Source organism: Roseateles oligotrophus (genome assembly GCF_025717515.1).
GTDB lineage: Bacteria > Pseudomonadota > Gammaproteobacteria > Burkholderiales > Burkholderiaceae_C > Paucibacter_A > Paucibacter_A oligotrophus.
The window spans coordinates 1-2,119 of the sequence record NZ_JAJIRN010000024.1 but is presented as its reverse complement, the minus strand read 5'-3'; the positions used below and the strand labels follow the sequence as shown (position 1 = coordinate 2,119).

Annotated in this window: 1 protein-coding gene and 1 pseudogene; both read right to left on the bottom strand. The window is 55.7% G+C overall.

What is annotated here, in order from left to right; all coding sequences use genetic code 11:
• The coding region (locus tag LNV07_RS25260) for a hypothetical protein (protein WP_263573977.1) at positions 1-249 on the bottom strand (249 nt) is incomplete at its 3' end.
• Positions 250-581: 332 nt separating this feature from the next.
• Positions 582-2,119: pseudogene (locus LNV07_RS25255) on the bottom strand (heme utilization protein); the annotation flags it as partial.

Below are 2,119 nucleotides of genomic sequence, written 5' to 3'. Positions count from 1 at the left end.
ATCGGTCTTCATGGCACTGATCGCACGGGTCGACATGGCCAGCAAGTCTTGCGTCTCAAACACCGCAAATTGGGCCGTGCTGAGGAGACTCACAGGACCTGTACCCAGTGAGCCTACTTGCTGGGTGGTCAGCGCCTGGATTTGCGCGCTGGTAAACGCAGCCCAATCCACGGAAGTCAGATTTGCCAGGGTCGATGAAGACAGCAAGGCTATCTGCGTGGTGTTCAAGCTTGAGATGAAAGAAGCCATTTTGAGCTCGCTCAGTTATTTAGTTACTTGACGCCGAAAGCTCGGCTCAGAATGAATCGCCGAATTGGCAGCAGGCATGCATGCCGCTGTATTCGCCCCAGCTGTCTTTGAGTTTCCGGATACCCAACTCATATAGATTTACCGCGATTCATTCAAGTATTTCTTTTTTACTCTTTCAACGACCACACAAAACTTGTCTGGTCGTGACCTTGGATTCGCCCAACCCCGGCAGCTGTTGCACCTTGTCTCAAGGTAGTTTCTTTAAAGATGACGGAAATTGATCTCATCTCGCGCGCGCTGGAACAAAGGGCGCTCGAAGGCGCCCTCTCGGTTTAAAGCAGCGGCCCGTTCAATCGATTGTTTTCCTCGTCCTCAATCAATTTGCGCTCCAGCAACGCGTGCTGCAACTCACTCGGCTTGCCGGCCATTGAAGCGCCTATCTGATGGACCTCAGCTTGCACCAACAGGTTCTCGCTCGGGGCCGCCAGCAAATCATTCAAGGCCGGTGAGGGCTTGCTGGGCTCCCCGCTTGGACTGACATCCTTGGCGAACCAGACGTCTGCCATTTGGTGCGTTGCCCCGTCCCCCGTCTTGTAGCCCGAGACCAGGCCGATCAGGTTGCCATGGTCGACGGCCGTACTCGACTTGGCTTGCAGATCCAGCTCGGTGATTCCCAGGTCCGCCAGCGTCTTCAACTCGCCGGTATCGGTTTTGCCGTCATGGTCGGCATCAACCCAGACTCTGAGTTTGTTGAAGCTGGCGTCATGTGCGTCGAGTTTGCCGTCGTGATTGCTGTCTTCCGCAGCCATGGCCAAGTAGCCATTTGCCGCGTGCTGACCGTTGGCCAATTGCGTTCCGGAACCAAACAACTCGGCACCGCTATTGATCACGCCGTCCCCGTTTCGGTCCATCGCCAGCAAGCCGTCGCCGCCCGTTGCCCATCCGTACTTGTGCGCGGTACCGGTGCCGTTCAGGTCGAAGTTGACGCCTTGTTCAGCGGACAAGGTCTGAATGCCATTGCCGTTCAGATCCAACATGATTGGCGTGGCGAGATAGAGTCCGTCGAGTTGTGCCGCCGTCATCGCGCCCAAGGCATCTGTCGTGAACGAGACAACCTGGCTCATGTTCAACTTGGCGAGATCCTCGGTGTCAAAACCCTTTACCTGATCCGTTGTGATGCTATGGATCTGGTCGGTGGTGAGCCCCGCTATTTGGGCTGTGACAAACGCCTTGATGTCTTGCGACTGGAAGGCGCTGAACTGATCGGTGCTCAAACTACCCAGCTGTGTTGAGCTGAAAGCAGCGATCTGGGCTGTCCCCAGCGAAGTGATCTCGTCAGTACTCAAAGTCCCTAGTTGCTCGGTCGTGACTGACCTTAGCTGTGAAGTTGAGAGCACGTTAATCTGATCCGAGGTCAGTGCATTGAACTGTTCGGTAGTCAGACTCCGCAGTGCCAAAGTACTGAGCGCCTTCAAGTCGTCGGTTGCGAAGGCCGCCACCTGATCGGTGAGCAAGCCCAGCACTTGACTGCTGCTGAGCGACGCAGCTTGCGTGGTGGTCATCGCCACGATCTGCTCGGTCGTCATTGCGCCAACATCTGCGGCGCTCAGCCCCTTCAGGCCGGCTGTGCCAATGGCCGCAAAGTCATCCGTCGTCAGCGCCTTGACCTGATCGGTTGTGAACGCAGCGACTTGAACAGAGCCGATTGATTTGAACTGCGTGGTGCTCAAGGCATTCAGATCATCTGTCCCCCAGCTTTGAATCTGCCCGGAAGTCAAAGCATTGACTTGGGTCGTCGTCAAAGCAACGATCTGATCTGAAGCCAAGGCTCCCAATTGCTCGGTATTGAACGCTTTCAGTGCACTTGTGT